Annotated in this window: 19 protein-coding genes; 6 read left to right on the top strand and 13 right to left on the bottom strand. The window is 50.2% G+C overall.

The genetic code is table 11. The annotated features are described in order from the left end of the window. Positions 1 to 7: 7 nt before the first annotated feature. Positions 8 to 961: a glycosyltransferase family 2 protein gene (locus ACH5Y9_RS12380; RefSeq protein WP_445369839.1), complete on the bottom strand. Its 954-nt coding sequence runs from the start codon at positions 959 to 961 to the stop codon at positions 8 to 10. A gap of 36 nt (positions 962 to 997) precedes the next feature. Next, a complete protein-coding gene (locus ACH5Y9_RS12375) occupies positions 998 to 2236 on the bottom strand; it encodes a hypothetical protein (RefSeq protein ID WP_445369838.1) in 1239 nt (412 codons plus the stop codon). Between the two features lie 250 nt (positions 2237 to 2486). Between ACH5Y9_RS12375 and xrtA the strand changes: the two genes are divergently transcribed. From xrtA to corA, 3 genes are all read left to right on the top strand, one after another. Beyond that, on the top strand, positions 2487 to 4010 hold the full coding sequence (gene xrtA / locus ACH5Y9_RS12370) for an exosortase A (protein ID WP_445369837.1): 1524 nt from the start codon (positions 2487 to 2489) through the stop codon (positions 4008 to 4010). Positions 4011 to 4162: 152 nt separating this feature from the next. Then, positions 4163 to 5563 (top strand): mannose-1-phosphate guanylyltransferase/mannose-6-phosphate isomerase, encoded by a 1401-nt coding sequence (locus ACH5Y9_RS12365; protein WP_445369836.1) that lies wholly within the window; start codon positions 4163 to 4165, stop codon positions 5561 to 5563. A gap of 274 nt (positions 5564 to 5837) precedes the next feature. Beyond that, the gene (corA, locus tag ACH5Y9_RS12360; protein WP_101052135.1) at positions 5838 to 7115 is read left to right on the top strand and encodes a magnesium/cobalt transporter CorA; all 1278 of its coding nucleotides are present in this window, start codon (positions 5838 to 5840) and stop codon (positions 7113 to 7115) included. A gap of 207 nt (positions 7116 to 7322) precedes the next feature. Here corA and ACH5Y9_RS12355 read toward each other — a convergent pair whose 3' ends face one another. Next, entirely contained in the window at positions 7323 to 8567 is a 1245-nt protein-coding gene (locus tag ACH5Y9_RS12355; protein WP_445369835.1) for an HlyC/CorC family transporter, read from the bottom strand. Positions 8568 to 8795: 228 nt separating this feature from the next. Between ACH5Y9_RS12355 and ACH5Y9_RS12350 the strand changes: the two genes are divergently transcribed. The 3 genes from ACH5Y9_RS12350 to ACH5Y9_RS12340 all read left to right on the top strand — a co-directional run bounded on the left by ACH5Y9_RS12350 (position 8796) and on the right by ACH5Y9_RS12340 (position 11976). Continuing rightward, the gene (locus ACH5Y9_RS12350) at positions 8796 to 10211 is read left to right on the top strand and encodes a sigma-54 dependent transcriptional regulator (RefSeq protein WP_101052137.1); all 1416 of its coding nucleotides are present in this window, start codon (positions 8796 to 8798) and stop codon (positions 10209 to 10211) included. A gap of 18 nt (positions 10212 to 10229) precedes the next feature. After that, the gene (locus tag ACH5Y9_RS12345; RefSeq protein ID WP_445369834.1) at positions 10230 to 11447 is read left to right on the top strand and encodes a M20 aminoacylase family protein; all 1218 of its coding nucleotides are present in this window, start codon (positions 10230 to 10232) and stop codon (positions 11445 to 11447) included. Between the two features lie 316 nt (positions 11448 to 11763). Continuing rightward, positions 11764 to 11976, top strand: a complete 213-nt coding sequence (locus tag ACH5Y9_RS12340) for a hypothetical protein (RefSeq protein ID WP_033159564.1) — start codon at positions 11764 to 11766, stop codon at positions 11974 to 11976. A 68-nt stretch (positions 11977 to 12044) separates the two neighbouring features. Here the strand turns inward: ACH5Y9_RS12340 and ACH5Y9_RS12335 are convergent, their stop codons facing one another. From ACH5Y9_RS12335 to gspG, 10 genes are read right to left on the bottom strand one after another with little or no spacing between them, the layout of a single operon-like run. Beyond that, positions 12045 to 12791 (bottom strand): MgtC/SapB family protein, encoded by a 747-nt coding sequence (locus ACH5Y9_RS12335; protein WP_445369833.1) that lies wholly within the window; start codon positions 12789 to 12791, stop codon positions 12045 to 12047. A gap of 45 nt (positions 12792 to 12836) precedes the next feature. Beyond that, positions 12837 to 15101, bottom strand: coding sequence for a type II secretion system secretin GspD (gene gspD, locus ACH5Y9_RS12330; protein ID WP_445369832.1), 2265 nt, complete (start codon positions 15099 to 15101; stop codon positions 12837 to 12839). Continuing rightward, entirely contained in the window at positions 15091 to 15708 is a 618-nt protein-coding gene (locus tag ACH5Y9_RS12325; RefSeq protein ID WP_445369831.1) for a hypothetical protein, read from the bottom strand. The genes gspD and ACH5Y9_RS12325 overlap by 11 nt, the downstream gene beginning before the upstream one ends. After that, a complete protein-coding gene (gene gspM / locus ACH5Y9_RS12320; RefSeq protein WP_033159567.1) occupies positions 15705 to 16283 on the bottom strand; it encodes a type II secretion system protein GspM in 579 nt (192 codons plus the stop codon). Before gspM ends, ACH5Y9_RS12325 begins: the two co-directional genes overlap by 4 nt. Further along, positions 16280 to 17452, bottom strand: coding sequence for a PilN domain-containing protein (locus tag ACH5Y9_RS12315; protein WP_445369830.1), 1173 nt, complete (start codon positions 17450 to 17452; stop codon positions 16280 to 16282). The genes gspM and ACH5Y9_RS12315 overlap by 4 nt, the downstream gene beginning before the upstream one ends. Further along, the gene (locus ACH5Y9_RS12310) at positions 17430 to 18410 is read right to left on the bottom strand and encodes a type II secretion system minor pseudopilin (RefSeq protein ID WP_445369829.1); all 981 of its coding nucleotides are present in this window, start codon (positions 18408 to 18410) and stop codon (positions 17430 to 17432) included. Before ACH5Y9_RS12310 ends, ACH5Y9_RS12315 begins: the two co-directional genes overlap by 23 nt. Next, positions 18403 to 19116: a prepilin-type N-terminal cleavage/methylation domain-containing protein gene (locus ACH5Y9_RS12305; RefSeq protein ID WP_445369828.1), complete on the bottom strand. Its 714-nt coding sequence runs from the start codon at positions 19114 to 19116 to the stop codon at positions 18403 to 18405. The genes ACH5Y9_RS12310 and ACH5Y9_RS12305 overlap by 8 nt, the downstream gene beginning before the upstream one ends. Then, a complete protein-coding gene (locus tag ACH5Y9_RS12300) occupies positions 19116 to 19535 on the bottom strand; it encodes a type IV pilus modification PilV family protein (protein WP_415878620.1) in 420 nt (139 codons plus the stop codon). The genes ACH5Y9_RS12305 and ACH5Y9_RS12300 overlap by 1 nt, the downstream gene beginning before the upstream one ends. Continuing rightward, entirely contained in the window at positions 19522 to 19989 is a 468-nt protein-coding gene (locus ACH5Y9_RS12295; RefSeq protein WP_445369827.1) for a GspH/FimT family pseudopilin, read from the bottom strand. The genes ACH5Y9_RS12300 and ACH5Y9_RS12295 overlap by 14 nt, the downstream gene beginning before the upstream one ends. Further along, positions 19990 to 20415, bottom strand: a complete 426-nt coding sequence (gene gspG / locus ACH5Y9_RS12290) for a type II secretion system major pseudopilin GspG (RefSeq protein ID WP_033159576.1) — start codon at positions 20413 to 20415, stop codon at positions 19990 to 19992. Positions 20416 to 20437 lie beyond the last annotated feature (22 nt).

Here is a 20437-nt window from a genome sequence, read left to right as displayed (position 1 = left end):
CATATACTCAGAATTTTGCGAATTTTTGTTTAATGACACGTAGCGCATTAATTAAGCTGGCTGGCAAGATACTGAAAATCAGATAGAGTAGATTGTTAAGTGTGAAATCCTGGGAGAGGCTTTTTTTAAAGGCTTCTCTGGCTTTGGCATTATTGCCGCCGCTGAAATACCAGTAGCCAAGCGTCCATTGCGCCTCTGCCACTAAACTATTTGGCGAAACGCCTTGGGCAATTAGCTGGGGCGAGGCAAAGTTCCGAATAGACTCAGTCACCTTGGTCAAGTCTATTAACATACCTTCGCTGGCTTGCGTGGCATTGTTGCCGTGCTGGCGGCGCAGCATCAAAATGTCGGGAAGGCACGTTACTGCGTGAAAGGTGGCGATTTTTGCCCACAATTCCAAGTCCTCTCCATAACGAATCTCGGTATTGAACATGCCTGCTTCAAGCAAGGTTTGGCGCTTCGCCAAAACGGTACCCGTCGGTATAAAATTTTTTTTCACTAACGCAGCAAGGGCGTTGGGAATTGGTTTTCCGGCCAGCTGTTGGAAATAGTCCAACATTTTATGTTTGGCTAACACCGATTGGGTTAGCAGTTGGTCGTCGTTGTCGATTTCCGTCATGTCGCCGGCAATCAGGTGGAGTTCCGGATTGGTTTGCAATGCTTGGATTTGCTTGGTGGTTTTGTCCACAGTCCATTGATCATCGGCATCCAGAAATGCAATCCAATCACCGCTAGCCAATTCTATGCCTTTATTGCGCGCGGCGGACGGGCCTTGATTGGCTTGTTTGTGATAAATGACGGTATGGGCAAACGTCTTAAGGACTTGTTCGGTGTTGTCCGTGGAGCCATCATCCACCACGATGATTTCGTCAACTTTGCTGGTTTGCGCCTGGATGCTTTCGATGGCGGCACGAATGAATGTCGCGCTGTTATACGCTGGAATGACGGCGCTGATTTTCATTTTGGGCTAATCAAAATTTTCGATACGTTAGAATGGTTATAAACTGGTTTTGCAGATCAACCACGCCGGTACAATTAATCCGGTGCAATAACCGATCAGCGCTAATTTTCTGTGTCTGTAGTATAGACGGTATAGAAATGCACCGGTTTTGCGGTGCGTCGCAGCTAAGCTAATTGCTGGCCATTGACGCTGATTGAAACGATTCACGATATTGTCGGTTTTGTTTTGCAAGAATTCGGCGAGTTCCGGGGACGCCAAGAAGCGAACGTTGGGCAAATTTGCCCTGATTTGCCCTAAAAGATGATCTAACCCACGTATAGCTTGTTGGCATTCGTCCTCTGAGCGCGTGTAATTGTAGCGATGTGTGGAAATACTCACAGGCAGGGCTTGGCGATAAGCCATTTCAGCTTCGGCAAACGCGCTGGTCGGTGTGTTTTTGCCGTCAACAGGTTCGTACATCACGTTGCGAACGAGGTAAAGTTGTGCGAAACGATTGGTATTGCCGACCCGTATCAGCGGAGGATCCTGAAAATAATGTCCGGTTTCATTGCGCCCGGTACAGCGGTAGCCAGCAGTTTGAATGGCGATGATATTTTGCTGTTGCCAACTTTGTTCGATCTCATCGTTCCATAAATAGCACGGGGCGACTGTGCTGAGGCTGGGATAGCCGAACATGCCGGTAAAACATTGCATGGCATTTGCGACCAGTGAATTGGCTTCCGCAGCGTCAATTGCCTGGGTAGGTAAATTGCGTCCGTCTACATAGTGGCCTTGTAGCGGCGAATCCAGTTTTTCCCAGTCCCACCAATCCTTAGTTGCGCGGGCGGTTGCCAGGCGGGGGTCTTGTTGCCGGCATAATTCCGCGAAGGCCTTGCCGTTCAGGTGTTCCATGCCATGCAGTTGCGGCACTAAAGTGTCTTGTTGTATGCCTTGTTGCAGTGCTGCAAAAATGGCCGGGAAGTCTTTGTCCAGCATGCGCCTGTGGTATTGGCCCGTGGATTCGATCTTTGCTAAATCCGGAACGGCTAACACCATATCGGCGGTAAGTATCGCAGAGCGGTTTACAGCGTCTTTGTGTTGAGCCAGCATGGAGAGCAGCTCTGTTAAACGGGCTGCGTGGAAGTCGCCACCCGGACCCCAGTCGTCGCTTTCGATTAAAACCGGCGTATCGGCAAAATAGGGCTCACGCCAGGTAGCGATAAATAAGGGTTTTTTCCACAGCCATAAGCCGGTAAGGCAGGCCAGCCAGAAACCTAAAAAAAACAGAACTACCATGGATTTTGTTTAATAATTAAAAAGCCTGAATATTGGGTCGACCAACGCACTGAACTTTTATCGTAGCAGAGATTAGTGAACTAGCTGAAAACCACAGCGCAAACTTTAGATGTGGTCGACATAGCAGCAGGCTTATGATAACAGCGGTAAATAGCCATTCGCTAAACATTGGGTTGAGTCTAGGCTCTGTAGCATATAGACGACGCGGGCGTTCGTAGTTGAGTAACCACTAAATAGCAGAGGAAATAGAATGTTAAAAGCTTTAGGACTGCCTGGACACTGGCGTAAACCGCTGCTGGGCGTCGTGTTGGTTACCCTGGTTTCAGTAGCGGCTTTTTTTGAGACCTGGTTAGAAATTGTCGCAATTTGGTCGCGGTCAGACACATTCACGCACGGTTTTTTAGTGGCCCCGGTTAGTCTTTGGTTGATTTGGTCGCGCCGGGAGCTCTATCGAGATTTACGGCCGGCTTTTAGCCCGTTAGGTTTGCTGTTTATTATCGTTAGCGGATTTGGCTGGTTAATTGCGGATTTGGTGCATGTTGCGGTGATTCAGCAATGGGCAGTGGTTGGTGTTTTGGTCGGTGGTTTTTGGGCCGTGCTTGGCAGCCATACCGTCGCGCAAATGTCATTTCCGATAGTGTTTTTATTTTTGATGGTGCCATTCGGGGAAGCATTTATTCCGCCTTTAATGGAATACACCGCCACCTTTGTCGTTACGCTGATACGGCTGACCGGAATGAGTGTTTACCGGGAAGGCTTGTTTTTTACGCTAACCTCGGGCAACTGGTCGGTGGTAGAGGGTTGCAGTGGTTTGCGTTATTTGATTTCGTCGCTAACACTGGGTTCGGTGTATGCGTATCTCAATTACAGCAGCTACAAGAAACGAACTATCTTCATTACGCTCTCCTTCTTGGTGCCGATTTTAGCTAACGGTCTGCGCGCCTATTTGATTGTGATGATAGGCCACTTCAGTAACATGAAACTGGCTGCGGGTGTCGATCACATCGTTTACGGCTGGGTGTTTTTTGGGATCGTCATGTTTGCGTTGTTTTATTTTGGCTCTTTTTGGCACGATTCGGATGCTGGGGTAGCGGCCGCATCGACCCTGGATTTGGCGGGTGACTCTAACCTTGCTGATGCAGCAACGATTTACAAACATTATTGGCCGGCCTTAACAGTAACCGCTTTATGCGTTTTCATTTGGCCGTTTGCTTCACAAGGTCTATCCGCACTACAGGCCGCCCACGTCGAGGTACCCGAGCGCTTTAGCCGCCCGTCTTTGCCTGATTGGCAGCCGGTTGCAGCGCCCGATTGGGGTTGGGAGCCCAGTTTTAAGGGCGTGGTGGCGGATGCCAAAGTTTATTTAAGCCATGGTCAAACGATAGTCGGTATGTATTTTGCCAATTTTGGCGATGAAACCCAAGGTGGTGAACTGGTCAATTCGCAAAATTATCTGGTGCCGCAAAAACATCCGATATGGCGGATGCTGCATGACGACGTCATTGCCATGCACTGGGCAGCCGATAAAAGCGGCGATATTGAAGAAGCGGTACTAAACAGTACACATCGGAGCTTGTTAGTCGAGCGTTGGTACAGGGTTGGCGACAAAAATACCGCTAATGCCTATCTGGCGAAATGGTGGCAATTGCTGAAACGTTTGTCAGGTGATGCATCGGCTGAATTGCTCGTCGTGTTGTATACCGAAACCCCGGATGGAGATTACGATTTGGCCCGGCAAAAATTGAAACAGCTCGCGATAGCTTGTTGTGATTAAAAGGCTGCGCCGAGCTTATTGTGACAATTCAATGAAAACGCAGGGGCAAATTTGCGAGTTAAATTACCTGATCCAAGGCTTGACCCCAGCAGTTACCTAAATGTTAGACTAGCTCAACCCATTTTCATTCAGCCCGTAAGGAAAACGACATTATGATCCCGGTAGTATTATCAGGTGGTTCAGGAACTCGGCTATGGCCTTTGTCTCGTGGTCAGTATCCCAAGCAATTTTTGCCCTTGGTGTCCGGCAACACCATGCTGCAGGAAACCATTTTAAGGCTTGATGGCGTTGCCGGCTTACAAGCACCCATTGCGGTTTGTAACGAAGACCATCGATTTATGCTCGCGGAGCAAATGCGGGAAATCGGCATCAAACCGGCTGCCATTATTTTGGAGCCTGTCGGCAAAAATACCGCGCCGGCCGTAGCGATGGCGGCATTAAGTGCACGCTCCGAAGACGATGTGTTGTTGATTTTGCCGGCTGACCATGTGGTCGGTAATCGTGCCGCTTTCCATCGGGCGGTGGTTCAAGCCGAACTGTTGGCGAAACAGGATCTTTTGGTGACGTTTGGCATCGTCGCAACCGAGCCGGAAACCGGCTATGGCTACATCAAGCGCGGCGATACCCGCCACGGTGAAGCCTATAAAGTTGCCGCATTTGTTGAAAAGCCCGATTTGCAAACCGCGCAGCGCTATCTGGAAAGTGGCGAGTATTTTTGGAACAGCGGCATGTTCGCTTTTAAAGCGGGTTGCTTTTTGCGTGAGCTGGAAAAATTCAATCCGGAAATGCTGGAAGTATGCAGGGAGGCTCTGCGGGTCGCTAAACCGGATATGGACTTCGTTCGATTGGATAAGCAGATTTTTTCGACGTGTCCATCAGATTCCATTGATTACGCGGTGATGGAGAAAACCGATAAGGCGGTAGTGATCCCGTTGGATGCGGAATGGAATGACGTCGGTTCTTGGTCCGCGCTTTGGGACGTAACGGATAAAGATGCAGCCGGCAACGCCATCAAAGGCGATGTGTTAACGGTGGATACTTGCAACTCCTATATTCACTCGGCTAATAAACTGGTAGCGGTGATCGGCGTGGATAATTTGGTAGTGGTCGAAACCGACGATGCGGTCATGATCGCCGCGAAAGATAGGGTGCAAGACGTCAAGGAAGTAGTCGATCAACTGAAAAAATTGAAACGCAGTGAAGCCAGCGTGCATCGTAAAGTTTACAGACCTTGGGGACATTACGATTTGGTCGATGCCGGTGAGCGCCATCAAACCAAGCGTATCGTGGTGAAGCCTGGTGCGAAATTATCGGTGCAAAAGCATCATCACCGAGCCGAGCATTGGGTTGTCGTCAAAGGAACTGCCTGGGTGGATAAAAACGGTGAGAAAATTTTGGTCACCGAAAACGAATCGATTTATATTCCCTTAGGTGTTATTCATAGCCTGGAAAACCCTGGGGTGATTCCGTTGGAAATGGTGGAAGTCCAATCCGGCAGCTATCTCGGCGAAGACGATATCGTCCGTTACGAAGATCAATACGGCCGTATTTAACTCGGAATTGTTTGCTTATCGCCGCGTCTGTTTACGTGGCGCCTGGACTTGTATATTGTGTAAATTATCTGTCAGTGACTACTTTAAGCAGATGGTTTGCATCAATCCATCGTTTGATGTGTCATCAAAATTAAGTGCTTTTGTCTAAATTTACTGTGGTTCGCCGTTCGCTCAAGAGTGGCGACCGATTTTTTGTCAGCGTTTTGGTTTAAAGTTAGCCGTTTTATACCCGCCGAATAAAAAATTTGGTGCTTGCTTTATTCCGGAGTTGCTCTTGTCGCTACAAACAATCAACGATTTGTTGAAAAAACATAAGCTTGTCGAAGGCATGCTGAACAATCAGCCTATGCCGCGCCGTAAGCTGATCACTGCTTTGGTACAAAAGCAGCACATGGTGGAACTGCGTAGTCTGTTGGCGCGGCTGTCTGCTATCGAAATTGGGCAAATTCTGCATGCTCTGGACCTGGAAGATGCGAATTTGGTTTGGCAGCAGGTCGAGGAATCCAGGCAGGACGATGTGCTTTGGGAGTTGTCCGATACCTTGCGCGAGGAATTGGTCGGCGACCGAGAACCGCATTGTGGCGTGGGACAAATGAGCGCATTTGAGTTGGTCGAAGGTCGCCTAGCCAAAGTGGCGATTACCTGCCGCCACGATTTGTACGCCATCAAGCCGATCTGGATCGATTTGTTGGCGCCAAGCAAGGCGCAGCGGCTGCTTATCGGGCAACATTATGGCCTGGAGTTGCCGGACCCCCTGGATTTGACCGATTTGGAAGCCAGCGCCCGGTTCTACGTCGAGGATCAGCACGAAATTCATATCCATTCGGATTTTTTACTGGATCGCGAAGGCAAATCGCGCAGCGTGCCGGTCGCCTTCATACTGCGCGGTGACATGTTGTTTTCGGTACGTAGCGAAGAATTGCCCGTGTTTCGTTTACAGCGTTTACGGGCGCGCACGCAGCCTGGCTTTGTCTCCGATTGTAAGGATATGTTGCTGGATTTATACGGCGCTGAAGCCGAGTATTCCGCGGATGCGCTGGAGAATATTTACGAGCAGTTGGAAATTGTCAGCAAAAAAGTTTTGAGCCAGGATATTAGCGACGAAGAAGCTGCGGATATTTTGACCGATATTGCCGCAGAGGAGGATTTAAACGGCCGAATCCGGCGGAATATGCTCGACACTCAGCGCGCCGTGTCGTTTTTGATTCGCCGCAAACTGCTGAATACCACGCAGTTGGAAGATGCGCAGCAAATTCTGCGCGATATAGAATCGCTTAATAGCCATACCGCGTTTTTGTTCGACAAGATTAACTTCCTGATGGATGCCACCGTCGGTTTTATCAATATCAATCAGAACAAGGTAATCAAGATTTTCTCGGTTGCTTCGGTGGCAATGTTGCCGCCCACCCTGATTGCCAGTATTTACGGTATGAACTTTGAGAATATGCCGGAATTGCAGTGGATGCTGGGTTATCCTTTTGCACTCGGATTGATGACTATCTCGGTATTATTGCCGTTTATTTTCTTTAAAAGGAAGGGTTGGTTGAGGTAAGCGAGCAATTTACATACCGCTGAACTGTTTAACGCTCAAACTCAACCTGCGACAATATGTCACATTTGAATTTGAAATTTTCGCCACTATGATTAACCTAACTTTTTAGTTCGGTTTGATAGTTTAAAGTTGCGTTATATTTCTTCCTATTGCTTCTAAGGCGGTTATTAAAAATAACCGCCTTTTTTTGCCTAAAATAAATTTTGGTCAGCGTTTGGGATTGAATTTAATCAGCTTGATCGCGTTTTCATCGCGCTTAATTATTTCAATAATATGCCCATGCAGTTTCACGCTGGTACCCGGTTCCGGAATGGTTTCCATGTATTCGATTACCAAGCCATTCAAGGTTTTCGGGCCTTCGGTGGGCAAATCCCAGTGGGTGATGCGATTGAGTTCGCGGATGGTTACGCCGGCATCCACCAGATAGCTACCGTCTTTTTGCATTTTTATATCGGGTTCTTCCGAGACCAGTTCACCGACGATTTCCTGTAATAAATCATCCAACGTCACTAAGCCCTGTACATCGCCATATTCGTCTACTACCAAGCCGATACGGAGTTTTTCGGCCTTAAAGATTTGCATTTGCTTGTGAATCGAGGTGCTGGCCGGAATGAAAAAAGGCTTGGACAGACTATTGGTGATATTGTGTTTATCGAAATCAGGGTCGCTAATTTGTGCCAAAATCGTACGTAAATGTAGAAAACCTATCACCCGGTCTATATTTTTTTTGTATACCGGCAGGCGATTATGCGGACTATTTTGTAGTTGTTCGATAATGTCTTCGACCGATTCTTCCAGATCGATACCGATAATTTCATTGCGATGGGTCATGATGTCGGTAACGCTGGCGGATTCCAGATCTAAAATACTCAACAGCATGTTTTGATAGCGCGTCGGCAAATGATTGGCATCCGAAACGATACTTTTTAACTCGTCTTTATTTAGCGATTCGATAGCCGTATTACTCGAGCTTTTAATACCGAACGGCCATAACAACAGGCTGGATATAGCGTTAATCACCCATACCAAGGGATAAAATATCTTTAATAAGGGAATGTAAATCCAGGAGGATAGTAAGGCCAGCAACTCAGGTTTGAGGGCGCCCAGGGTTTTTGGGGTTACTTCGGAAAATACCAGCATGCCGAAAGTTAGCAGGCCGATAGCGGGGGCTATAGCGTTATCTCCGCTGACGCGGATGGCAATCAAGGTTGTTAAGGACGACGCCAGGATATTGACAAAATTGTTGCCCAGCAGGATCAGGCCCAGCAAACGGTCCGGCCTTTTTAAGAGTTGATGGGCTTTAATCGCGCCCTTATGATTTTTTTTCACCAAATGCTGCAAGCGATAACGGTTCAGCGTCATCAAGGCGGTTTCAGAGCCGGAAAAAAAAGCTGAAATAATCAGTAAGGCTGCCAGTATACCGAACAGTATACTCAAAGATATGTCGTTCAAGGCAACGGGGCTCTTGGTTGTTAAACATCGAGCTAGTTTCTATGTTGTGGAAAATTTGTCAAGCTGCAAAATGGGATGGCTGATTAGTCAATCGATGTAAACAACATGAACTAAACTATGCAATAGCTTGAAATGGGGCCATTTTGACAATAACCGGATTCGATGCTTAACTTAAAATCAGCAACACCCTTCCGCCTTAAAACAACGTAGTTTGCAGAGATTATAAGCATGGCTTTGCCAGAAATTTTGCTCATTGATGACAACACCCACCGCAGTCAGCAAGTGGAAGGCATACTCCGGTTTTTGGAATATCGCGTGGAGGCGGTTGCCAGTAGCGATTTTGAAGCGGCGTTTAGAGATCATGACAGCTTCGGTGCGGTATTTGTCGGCTGCGGCGGCGACAAGCAAGCCAGCTTGATCAAAACGGTCACCGAAAGCGTCGGCGACATTCCTGTGGTTTTGCTGGTGGACGCCGGTGGGCCGCAGGTAGTTAGCGCCATTCAACAAATGGTCAATAAAACCTTGGAGTGGCCGACTGTCTACCCGCTATTGATCCAACTATTGGACAGTTTGCCGCAACCTGCGCAAGCCAGTAAAAAATCGCTGCCTGATAAGGGTCTGGCGGGTAAAAGCAAAGCCATTCAAAAAACCCGTGCGCAGATCGATCAAGTCGCCAAATCCGACGCCACGGTGCTTATCCTCGGCGAATCCGGCACAGGTAAGGAAGTAGTGGCGCAAGCGCTGCATCGTGCCTCTGCGCGGCGAGACAGGCCATTCGTGCCGGTCAATTGCGGGGCTATTCCCGGTGAACTGCTGGAAAGCGAATTGTTCGGCCACGAGAAGGGTGCATTTACCGGCGCGTTGACTTCGCGGCAAGGTCGTTTCGAAATGGCGGAAGGCGGTACGCTGTTTTTGGATGAAATCGGCGACATGCCGATGCCGATGCAGGTTAAATTGTTAAGAGTATTGCAGGAGCGCACTTTCGAGCGCGTCGGCAGCAATAAAACCATCCATTGCGATGTGCGGATTATTGCCGCGACGCATCGTCACCTCGAACAGGAAATCGCCGAGAAGCGCTTTCGAGAGGATTTGTTCTACCGTCTGAATGTGTTCCCGATCGAAGTGCCAGCCTTGCGGGAAAGAGCCGAAGATATTCCTTATTTAATCAACGACCTGATTGCCCGCATGGAAGCCGCCAACCGGGGTACCGTCAGTTTATCGCCTCGCGCAATCGCCACCTTGATGCAACACAGTTGGCCCGGTAACGTCCGCGAGTTGTCAAATTTGATCGAGCGCTTAGCCATCATTAGTCCGGATGCTAGTGTCGATGTCAGTGATTTACCGGAAAAATTTCAGGGCTATGAAGTACCGGAAGGCGTGCAGATTGTATTGCCGGAGCAGGATATTCACATTGTGCGGCCGGCTGAGCGAGAAGCGCTGGCGATGCCGACACCCGGTGCAGTCGCGGCCGTGCATTTACCCGAACAAGGTATCGATCTTAAGGAATATTTGACCGATCTCGAGAACGAATTGATTCGTCAGGCTTTGGAAGAATGCAATGGCGTTGTAGCGCATGCCGCCAAACTGCTGAATATGCGCAGAACCACGCTCGTGGAAAAGCTGCGCAAAACCGATACGGCTTAGACCGCACACCGCCTTGCCATGAATAAACTCGATGCTGAATTGTCGTCAGCCTTACTGATACCGGAAATTGTCGCCAATATTGCCGTTATTCGCCAATTGCGCCGCGATATACACGCCCATCCGGAGTTGTGCTTCGAAGAGATGCGTACCGCGGATTTGGTCGCGGCTAAACTGACCGAATGGGGGATTCCTATTCATCGCGGCTTGGGTAAAACCGGTGTAGTCGGGATCATCAAAGCAGGGAGTTCCGACAAGGCAATCGGCTTGCGTGCCGATATGGACGCCTTGCCGATGCATGAACAAAACAGCTTTGCACATGCCTCGCGGTACCCAGGCAAAATGCACGGCTGCGGGCATGATGGCCATACCGCGATGTTGTTGGCTGCGGCGCAATATCTGGCAACCCAGCGTTATTTTGACGGGACTGTCTATCTAATATTCCAACCGGCGGAAGAGGGCGGTGGCGGCGCCGATGAGATGATCAAGGACGGCCTGTTTGAACTGTTTCCGATGCAAGCGGTTTACGGCATGCACAATTGGCCGGAGTTGCCGGCTGGGCAATTTGCGGTGAGTCCCGGACCGGTGATGGCATCTTTGAATACTTTTCGTATCGTGATTCGGGGCAAAGGCTGCCATGCAGCATTGCCGCACTTGGGATTGGATCCGGTGCCGGTGGCCGCGCAAATGATTATGGCGTTTCAAACCATCTTAACCCGCAGCGCCCATCCCTTGGATAACGGTTTGATTTCAGTCACGATGTTACATGCCGGTGAGGCGACCAATATTATTGCCGATACCTGCGAGCTAGCCGGTACGGTACGCACATTCTCCAACCAATTACTGGATTTGATCGAAACCCGTATGCAGGAAGTAGCCCGGCATATTTGTCTGGCACATGGAATGGCATGTGATTTTGAATTTAAACGTAGCTATCCGCCGACGGTTAATCACAGTGAGGCAGTCGAAACGTCGCGTAGCGTCATGGCCTCTATTGTTGGCGACCGGCATGTTTTGGAGCAAAAAGCCACGATGGGCGCCGAAGATTTTGCGTTTATGCTGCAAAAGTTACCCGGTAGCTACTGTTTCATCGGCAACGGCTCCGGTGATCATCGCAGTATTGGTCATGGCGCCGGTCCTTGTGCCCTGCATAACACCAGTTACGATTTTAACGATGATATTTTGCCCCTGGGCGCGACCTATTGGGTGAGATTGGTAGAAACTTGTCTGCCGGCTTAAATAATGCCTGCCAAACGACTGTGACAGAGTGGATTGAAAATGCCGGTTTTGTGACAACTCTGGCAGTTTTTGCGACAAAATTGCCAGGTCAGTGCACAGTTTTCCATGCATAACTCATGGGAAAAGCGGTTCCCTTTAAAGCATCAACCCAGAGAAAAAATCAGTCGGTTTTCTTTTATTTTAGAAAAAGCAGGATTTTGAGGTACTTGGACGGATTCCGGTTTGCGTTCAGGCTATTGAAGCGTAATCGATGAGTGATTTGGCGTGGATCATGCTGCTTGATTGTTGGGTTTAACCAGCAAATTAGGTGGATGTCATGAAAACCTCAAGCAACGAAATCACCCAACTCAGCAACACACGCACTTTATTCGTTGAAACGCTGAGTCAGCAATTTATCGCGCTAACCGGCTGCGGCGTTTATGTCTATCTCAACCCGGTCGATATCAGCGGTTTATTCAACCAATACTTAAGCGATACGCTGTCGATTAATACGTTCGCCAGACAATGTGTGAAAAACGTATTGGAATAACCCGGCAATTCAACTGAGAAAAGCGGTGAGGAAGCAGGGCGTCTTAACGATTCACTGCTTCCTGACGCTCAGTTTCGGGCAAAGGCGACTTGATAACCGCTGAGAAAATCGCAGCGTTCCAGGCTTTCCGCAATCGCAGGAATCGATATTTTATGATTACCGGTTGCAATAAAAACCAGATGCCATTCTTCGTGTTTATTGTTGCTGATAACGCTAATCGAGCCTTCGGCCAATCGATAACCCAAGGCATTTGCCAAATCGTTAATCTCGGTCTGATTAGGTCGATAGCCGGTTTGAAAACGCAAAATCACCGACACTGCATGACGGGAAGGCAAGGCTGCTTCGATTCGCCCGCCCCAGATCATCGTCGCCGACGCAATTAAAGCCAACAAAATGGCCGCAAAATAAAACCCGGCGCCGCATAAAATACCAATCGCCGAAGAGGCCCAAATCGATGCGGCGGTCGTCAAGCCGCTGATGTTCAGACCTTCCTTCATGATCACGCCGGCACCCAAGAAACCGATACCCGTCACGATGCCTTGAATAACCCGAGTGGGGTCGGCGGTAGTGGTGAGCGGCAATAAGCCGCCAAACCAGAACTGCGGGTAACCGACGATAACCGTTACCGCCGCGGAAGCCATGCACACCAGTCCATAGGTGCGCATGCCGGCTGCTCGGCCGTGGTAGGAGCGTTCGTAGCCCACCACCATGCCCAAAAACAAAGCGCCGACGATATTCATCAGAATCACCACGCTGGCTTCCAATTGGGCAAGCGACCAAAACGAAATCAGCCGGTCCGGCGAGATTGGATTCATGTTTATCGTCCGGGTTTTTGGTAGATACGGGCTACAGACTTGGGCCTATGGCACCGTTTCCACTTCAACATTGATTTCAACAGGCTTTTGATAATAGATGCCGGACAGTTTACGTTTGAACTCGTCTGTTATATCCCGAGCATCCTGGCGGCTTTTCATCACGCGCGGGGTAAGCAGCACCACCAGCTCGGTTTTGTCCTTGTTCCGCGTCGTACCGCCGAAAAGCGGCCCGATTAAGGGTATCTCGTGCAGCAGCGGCACGCCGTCACGCAAATAATCGTTGTTTTCTTTGATCAAACCGCCCAAAACAATGGTTTCGCCACTTTGTACCGCAACGCTGCTCTCGATTTCCCTTTTTTGAATGGTGGGCGAGTCGATGGTGTCGCTGGTCGTGGTTTTGATAGCCTGATTAACACTTTGTAATATGTCCATCAGCACCAATCCACCGGCATTCACCCTGGGCCTAACCGACAAATTGACACCGGTATCGATCATCTGGATCGAACTGGTTTGCACGATACCGTTATTGGAATTGTTGCTGCTCAAATTGCTGGAAACTGAGGAACGTATCGGCACCGAATCGCCGACTTTGATCGTGGCTTCCTGGTTGTTCAGTACCATCAAGGACGGCGAGGAGATGACATTGACGTTATTATTGACAGCACTGGCATTTAGTACGGCTTGAATGTCCTTCGAACCGCTAGAAAAAGCGTAGGAGAAACCACTTGTGCCAAATGCCTTCATAGCATCTTTAGCAACATTTGTGAGACTCAAGCCTTGTGCAGAGCCTCCAGCTGTATCGTTATTTCCTCCGTTATTGTGGCTAAAATACCATTGCAATCCATACTTTAAATCGTCTTTCAGCGTAACTTCCACAATCGTGGCATCGATCATCACTTGTAAAGGCAGCACATCCAGCTGTTTTAACACGCGCTCAATCACAGCATATTCCTGGGCGGTCGCGACGATAATCAGCGCGTTATTGCCTTCGTCGGCGATGATTTTGACGTTGGGCATGTCATTGTTATTACTGCCACCCGAACTGCCGCTTAAGCTACCGCCGAGTGCGCCGCTGCCGCTTTTATCTTTGGTTCGGTCGCTGAGCGTTCTATCGCTCATCGAATCCTGCTGCCGGTTGGCGCCGCCTGCGCTGCTACTTGATGAACTATCCGACTTTTTATTGGTGGCCGATAATGATTTGCGGCCGGAGGCGATAGAAGCCTTGCTGGATTTGCCGGAACCGCCGCTACCGAAAATATTGCTTAAAGTTTCGGCCAAATCGGTGGCGCTGACATGTTGCGCCCGGTAGACATTCACGCCGCCGGCTGCCGCTGTGTTAATGCGATCCAGCCTATATACCCAGTTTTCAATGTCCTTCAGATAACCGGCTTGATGGGTGACGGCTAATACCGCGTTAAGCCTTTCTATTTCGATAAACCGGAAAAAGCTGGCTTCGTCTTCTTTGGATTTTTTGGTGTTGAAGATTTGCTCCAGCTCTTCAATGATTTTGCCGGCGCTGACGTTAGCCGGTGTAAACAGAGCAAAGGAGCGGCCTTTTAAAATATCGACATCAAAGGTATTGACCACATCCAACGCCCTGGAGATTTCCGCGCCGGAACCGGCGACCAATATCAGATTACGGTTCGGATCGACATGCAGCAACGATTTTTCCGGCAATAACGGTTTCAATATCTCCGCCAGTTCCGAGGCCGCGACATTTTTGACCGGAATTACCCGCACCTGATAACCATTGGGCATTTTGGCGCCGGACAGCGAGCTGATTGAGCTGCTGTACAAGGCTTCATTGGACGGTTTAATCAGATACATACCGCCTTGTTCGGTCAGGGCGGCATTATTCAAGCTCAGCAGCATATCCAGGGTCGGGATCAGCTCGTCCTTGCTTAGGGGTTTGGAGGTTTGCAAAGTCACTTTGCCGACCACTTGCGGACTGATAGTGTAGTTCCGGCCCAGAATATCGCTGAGTATTACTTTCGCCACTTCGCCCAGATCGGCGTCATCGAAATTCAAACTGTATTCGCCCTTACCACTGGTTTTGCCGCTGCCTTGGTGGCCGGCTTGCGGGGCGATGCTTGCGTCGCCGCTAGGGTACATTTCGACTTTAGTGATTCTATTTTCGGCGTTTTTATTGGCCTCGTTAGCCAGTTCCGGAATCAACAAAGTATCTTCTTGAGCCGGTTTGTGATCGGCAATAGCCAGTTTTTCATGCAACTGCGGGCCGATAAATTCACAGCCGGTCATGGACAGCGCCAACGCCAACATTGGAGGAATGTTGATTTTTTTAGTTGTCATTGATGTTCTCGGGATTTTCATTAGGTACTGATTCTATAGGTTTGGTAACGGCGTTGGGCTGCGGCGGTCTGGGCGGTACGGCTGGCTTGCCCGGTACCGGAGGCTTGACTTGCGCACGCGGCTTTCTCAATACGACCGATTTTTCCTGGCTGCCTTGCTGAAGCAGCACATTGTCGGCGTGTATTTGCTTCAGCAGCCAGCCGGATATGCTTTGTTCTTCGGTTATTTTTAAAAACTTTTTGGCTTCGTTGCGCTTTCTAAACAAGGCGGTCGGCTTGTTATTTTTATCGTAAACGCCGATTAACTCCCAATCGTCGATTTGTCCGGAATCTTGAGTTTGCAAATTGTCGGTCGGATTGGTTTCCGCGACAGGCTTTCGGCCTTCCACAAACAAAGGTCTGTCGACAATATCGCTGTAGATTTCCGCAGAGCCGCTATTATCGGCGATATTGGGCAGTTGCTCGGCCGGGGATTCGGTTTGCGGGCGCGGCTCAAGCAGTGTTTGCAATTGCTTTAACGTATATTGACTATACGTCCATTCGGCTGCCAACAACAGGCTCAGCGTGCCGCAACCCAGTAATTGCAATCTGATCAGTTTCTGATTCATGAGGCTTTGGCTCGCATAAAGCTGATCACTTCAAAACTGACATTCAACTGAGAACTGGGGTCCATTTTGTTGGTGCTGCGGTTACGCGCGCCGCGTACCGGGGAAATGTCCAATTGATCGACCAGCAGCAAGGGCATATTGGTATCCAGACTGTGCAGCACCGCGCGCAATGCTTCAATGCTGCCGCTCATGCGCACTTTTACCGCGATGCGCACAAAATCCTCTTCGGCCTTGCCCGGCAAACCTTGCGTGCTGGTCAGTTGGCCGCCGGCTTCTGTTACTGCGGTTTTGACGATGTTTTGTAGCTCAGCTGAGGCCAAGGCTTCGGTGTCGCTGTCGCTCAGATAGCCTTGCTGTTGGTATTGTTGATTCAATGATTCCAGGTTTTGGGCAACGCTGTCGCGGCGGGCGACAATGGCTTGTTGGCGTTGCAAACGAAACAATAGGTCGTTTTTTTGCTCGCGGTAATCCAGCCAGCTGCTGAATAAAGGCAGCAGTACCAAAAATATCACGGTAAATAACACCAATCCAAGTAAAGCCAGTGCCAGCCAGCGCTGATAGCGCGCTTCATTCATTGCTCGGCCCCTCCATTTGCCTCGGATTCAGCTGGAGCAGGCTGGCTGGTGGTCGTCGCCTCAGTATCCTCAGCAGGCTCGGCGGGTGGCGGGCTAACATCCATACTAATTTGGAAGCGCTCGCGCCCGGTGGCTTTATCCTGGGTCAACGGCGAGACGAAACTGACATTGCTGAAATATCCGGAACTTTCCAACAAACCGATCAAAGACGACGCGCCCGGCGATTGACCCTGGATTTGCAGACGTTTGTCCGCAAATTGAAAATGCGTCAACCAGCTGTCATCTTTTAACAAGGTGCTCAGTTCGTTCAATACCGCGACCAGAGCGGGAGACTGGGTTTTAATGTCTATCAATCGTTGGGTTTGCTGGCGTAAGGCATCGATTTCGTGCTGTTGTTCTTCTATTACGCGGGTTTCTTTTTCCAGCGTTTTGATGTGATTTTTCAAGACATCGACGGCTTGACCTTCCTGCCACACCGGCCAAATCAAAACTGCCAGAAACAACAGTAACAGTAAGCTGTTCAGCAGCCAGTGCATGGCTTGAGCTAAGGCGTTGCCGCGCGGCCGGTAGCGTTCAGGGAGTAAATTGTAAGCGGGCGCATCGGCAGGGCAAACGGTGCTGGCATGGCAGAAATCCACCCGCACCGGCTGTATCCCCAAAGCCTGTAGTTTGACCAGTTGCTCGTCCAGTGCGGTTTTAGGCGTAAATACCAGTAATACTTCAATTTGACCATGCTCGGTTTTACCTAGCGGAATGGCGGCAAAATAGACTTGCTCGGCCTTGAACGGCGTGTAACGGTCCAATTCAAATCCGACAACTTGCTGCAGATTCTCTTGGGCCGCAGCGGGTAAATAGACGATTTTTTTTAGCGCCTGTGTCGGGTCCAGGCGCAAGATACACTCGGCTTTTTCAAAGTCTGGATGTTGGGTCTTCAAGGTTTGATAACTATCCGCGAGGTTGCTGTCCAAGCGCCATGTCATCGGGGTTTGCTGTTCGGCCTCGCGGTAAAAATGGATTTGAAAATCCGCGTCGGCGGCGCTGATTACGAGTGCGCCACTACGGTCTGTCAGCAAAGATCTGAGACGACTCGGTACCAAAAACGCCAATTCTCGCCCCCACCACTGGAAGAAACGTTTCAGATCGAAATCAATGCTGGTTTGTAAATTCATCTTGAACGGTAATGAGCTGGGATTCCTTGGCCGAGTCGAATAAGGCCAATACTTGCTGACCTTGTTTCCAATCCAGGATTTGGTAGGGCGCTTGGCTGGGGTCTTGGTTCTGGATTCTTACCACTGCTTCGATAGCGGCCGTCGCCTGATCTTCCAGCAGGGTTTGCACCATAATAGTATACGTTTGCTCTTCATCCGCCAATGCCGGATCGGTCTGATCGGCCGTGATATCGTCTGCCGCAGCCGATTCAGAAAAGCGTTTGTCCAAGTATACATCATGAATATTCTGTGCCTTCAGGTTGTCACCAACCATTTCCAGTAACTCCGACGGTGCTTGCCGCAAGTTTAATTCTGCTTGTCCGGAATAGATGGTAATCCACGGTTGCAGCTGCTCGAAAATATCGGCGTTGAACCCCAGCACTAATTGCAACTCCTCTAGGGATTGAAAAGGTTGATTGCTGGGCTGATAAGCCAGCCCGGCCTGCCGATATTGTTTTTTCTCGGCGCCTTGCGGACGCGGATCATCGTCGGCGTCTCGCCAATCCAGAAGAGCATCCAACAAATTCTGCTGTAGCTTTTTGTCGTCGCTTACCGAACTAATCAAGGCCTTTAATAAAGGTTCCTCCGCGGCGTTGATATCGACTTTGCCGGATTCGGCGATAATTCGGATCCGAATTTCGCTATCGTTGCCCGGTATTCGATAGATACTGCCATCCGCGTGCCAACGCCGCTCGGGATCGGCCTGTTGCAGCATGAATTGGGCAATGTTTAAACCGGTTTCCGCCAGTGCTTGGGCTTGGGCATTGTTTTTCAACGCGCCGGCGACGCTGCTTTCCCGGCGCATACTTAACGCAAAACTGCCGGCCATCAGGCTCAGCAGCGTCAAAATCCAAATGACGATTACCAGCGCCAGACCGCGTTGCCGATGGGCGGCCTGTGCACAAAGCATGCTATTCATTCGCGATGCCGGGCTGCTGGTTTTGCTCGCCGAGCAACGCTTCTGCGTTCGGCTGGCCGTTGATTTTTAATGCAAATATCATGTCCGGCCAAAAACTGTCGTCGTTTAGCGCGATGCTGACTTTTACCAGTTTGGGTAACTGGCCGGTGACTTGTCCTTGCCATTCGTCCAGCCAAGCACCATTACCGTCAACGTTGTCAGCCGATGCGCCAAAGTAACTGATTTTGAAATGCCGTAAGTTTTCCAATAGCACGACCGGTTCGGCGTCGGCCGGTATCGATTCGGTTTGCCGGTAAGGGGTTAATGCGACTTTCAGGGTCGACGGTTGCTGCGGGTCCAGGCCGACATGAAACACTTGTAAGCCCTTGCGTGCCGACGCGGCCGGCAGCGCAGAGACAAAGCTGATGCTTTGCGGCAAGCCTTCGAAAGCCAGTTTCGGCAATTCTTGCGATGCCAGTTGTTGAGCGTTTTGTGCTTGGTTTTCCTGGATGATAGGGAAGGGTTTGGTATTGCTCAAATGCCGTTTGAAGAATTGGTAAACCACGGCTTTTTTATTCACTTCGCTGATTTTGGCTTCACCGCTGTTCCAGCTTTCCGCGGCTATCCGCAAACTGGCGAAGAGCAAGACCACCATGATCCCCAGCAAGCTGATGGCTATCAGCATTTCGATCAGCGTAAATCCTTTTACCGATGAACGCTGCGACACTAGCCCGGACCTGGTTGTTGTAGTTTTAGGGTATGCAATTCCACGGCACGCGGTTGTTCATCCTCACCCCACGCCACCACTACCCGCACCGACATCAACACCGGCGCCGGCTTTTGCTGATCGGGATCCGTATCTTTCAGACTGGCTCGGGATTGCACTGGCGTCGCCGGATTGACCGTGATTTGCCAGTCGTATTTATCGCCTTCCGTGCCCTGGCTTTCGCCGGTTGTCAGCTCTGTCTCCACCCCGGTGCGGGCCATCAGCGATTCGGCAATTTGCACCGCGATAGTGTATTCCTCGGAAATAACCGCATTGTTAACACCGGTGCCGAAGATGCGCAGCAGTATCGTCAACGCTATCGCCATGATGGAAAAGGCGACCAGAATTTCCAGCAGGGAAAAGCCTTTATGCCGCTGCATCGGAAATACTGACCTGGCCGGTAATCCAGTTAACGTCGATGCGGCGCAATTGATTGCCCCATTCCAGCGTGATTCTGCCTCCGGTGGACGAGCCGTCGCCAAAGAACCGAATATGGCCTTGCTCGCCCTCGCTAAACTCTTCCTCCGCGACCACTAAGGACACGTCAATCTCTTCGGCAAACGGATAAGTTTTGTCGTGGTTACTGATGCGGTAACTGTTGTCTTGCAGGTCGATGGCGACACTGACCGGCTTTTGCGTCATCAGTGCCTGGCCGTGCGCGTAACGCAGAGCCGACGCCATATCCCTGGCGACGGCTTGTAGCTTGGTACTGCGGTTGCCGGAGCCGATATTGCTGCCGACCACCGCAAAAGCCAGCACGCTGATCAGCAGTACGATGATCAGCTCGATCAGCGTAAAGCCTTGCATGCGTTGGCGGGCGGGCTGGGTGGTCATTTATTCCCAGCTGTTGATGTCCTGGTCTTCACCTTCGCCGCCTTCTTTTTCATCGGCACCATAGCTGAATAAATCGAACTTACCGTGCTGGCCGGGGAAGACATAGTGATAATCCTGATTCCAAGGATCTTGCGGGATTTTGTCCTTACGCAGGTAAGGGCCGTTCCAGCGCTTGGCATCGGCGGGTCTTTCCACTAACGCGGCCAAGCCTTGTTGGCTGGTGGGGTAGCGGCCTTCATCCAGTTTGTACATGTCCAGCGACGCCGCCAGATCCTCGATTTGTACTCTGGCGGCCTTGGTTTTGGAGGCGCCCATATGTTTCATCACCTGCGGGCCGACAATCCCGGCCAGCATGGCGATAATGCCCAATACCACCAATAATTCCAGCAAGGTAAAACCGCCGTGGCGGCGTAACATGTGTTTCATTTGCAAAACTCCTTCTATAAAA

The sequence above is a fragment of the Methylomonas sp. BW4-1 genome, from assembly GCF_052474385.1.
The sequence above is the reverse complement of the archived record's forward strand: the minus strand, read 5'-3'. Positions and strand labels throughout refer to the sequence as shown.